We start from the raw sequence: 1513 nt of genomic DNA on the forward strand, positions 1-1513 counted from the left end.
GCCGGCGATCACCCGGCCGCGGCGGGCGATCAACCACTTCAAAAACCACGCCTCCGCGGCTCGGCGTGCATCGCATCGTTCTGCCTTTCTCGACAGTGGTGTTCAAATCCCGGCCACCGCATCAGTAAGCCAGTCAGTGTACCATTCCAAAAACCTCACTCGATGGCCGCCGTTGGAGTTGACAGGAATTAGCCCCTTATGATCAACGCGGAGGTCTTCCCAGACATTGCCAGCCTCAGGCCCGGTCACGATCAGCCAGTTTCGATACGCGCATCCCTGATGGCAAATAGGGATCGCGCCGTCCACGTTCTCCGAATTCCAGTAAACCTCGTCGAATGCCTCGAGCTCGGCCTCGTACGCGTCTTCGTCGTCCTGTTCTTCAGGATACGTTGGAAGATCGTTCCAAGCTTTGGTGTGTGGAAACGGTTTCGCGAGTACACCTATGAAGCCGTCGTCTTCTTTCCAACGTTTGTGGCTGAAATTGTTGTCCATTTCACCAAGTTTGAACACGCCGTAAAATGGCCCCGCCCCACCGTTGCCGATTTCCGTCACGAAACGCCGATAATCTTCAGGCAGCTTGATGTCGTGTTTCGCCTCAAACTGCGTGACGACGGATCCATCTACACGAGCGTTCAATTTGAATTCGTGCGAGTCGGAGCCGAACACCTTCGGCTGTGCAAGGCGGCAACGTACAAGGGCGTCACGGATTGATTCGATGTCCATCTTCAATGGCAGAACGGTGGCCGTCACCGAGGACGGGCGAAAAACTAACCACTTCAAAACCGTCGACTCCCGTCCTTCGGTGCACGGCATGGTTACGCGAAATTCTCTCAGCCCCACCCTGCGGTTTCCAGTGAACGAAGAGCGAGAAAGTCATCGCCCAGGGTGTCAGCTAGTAAGTCACGTGCCCTTCCGTAGTGCTTAGGTCGAATATAGCTTTGGTCATCAGTTAAATCCAATCCGGCGTCAGTCACCACTGTTCCGATGACCGCGAATGCCGCACACATCGTAATCAGGTCAGGAAACAGGGACTCCGGTTTCCATTGGCCGGTGCCGTGCATCGCATATAGAACGCGACCATCGTGATAGATGTATGGATCGCCCCCCATATCAGCAACCACGATCCAATCCGTGTTCCATTCCGGAAAGACTTCGAGCGTAGTGGGATGGTACCGATAGCCCATCTGGTGCTGCCAAAGTCGCGATAGTGAAGGAATGAAAGTCGGATTGCCATACCCTTCGATCGTGATGTCATTCGGTCCAACATCGCGGTAGTACGTGAGGATTGGCTCGGGTAGAGCAAAGTCACCGGACCAAGCGGATGCGTCTTGCTGCTCACACTTCCCGTGCTGCGACAAAAGTTTACGTGTTAGAGATGCGTCCACAGCTTCCTCGCGTAACGTTAGCCGTAACCAAGCGGCGACGAAAGATTTTCAATTTCAAAACCGCCCGACTTCGCCGCTTTGGTTCACGGCTTGGTTCAAGTAAGCCGCTGCGCGGCGGGAGATTTGGT

2 protein-coding genes are annotated in these 1513 nt (G+C 54.7%); both read right to left on the bottom strand.

All coding sequences use genetic code 11. From position 1 onward, the window contains the following. Nucleotides 1–102: 102 nt before the first annotated feature. On the bottom strand, nucleotides 103–813 hold the full coding sequence (locus tag H1B37_RS32790) for an SMI1/KNR4 family protein (protein WP_220498494.1): 711 nt from the start codon (nucleotides 811–813) through the stop codon (nucleotides 103–105). 17 nt (nucleotides 814–830) lie between these two features. After that, nucleotides 831–1385: a hypothetical protein gene (locus H1B37_RS32795; protein WP_182871483.1), complete on the bottom strand. Its 555-nt coding sequence runs from the start codon at nucleotides 1383–1385 to the stop codon at nucleotides 831–833. Between the last annotated feature and the right edge of the window lie 128 nt (nucleotides 1386–1513).

This window comes from Stieleria mannarensis, from assembly GCF_014154935.1.
GTDB classification, from domain to species: domain Bacteria; phylum Planctomycetota; class Planctomycetia; order Pirellulales; family Pirellulaceae; genus Stieleria; species Stieleria mannarensis.

Bases quoted from the DNA above. Each gene is read 5' to 3' on its own strand.
- H1B37_RS32790 (WP_220498494.1), bottom strand. From the start codon at position 813: ATGCCGTGCACCGAAGGACGGGAGTCGACGGTTTTGAAGTGGTTAGTT.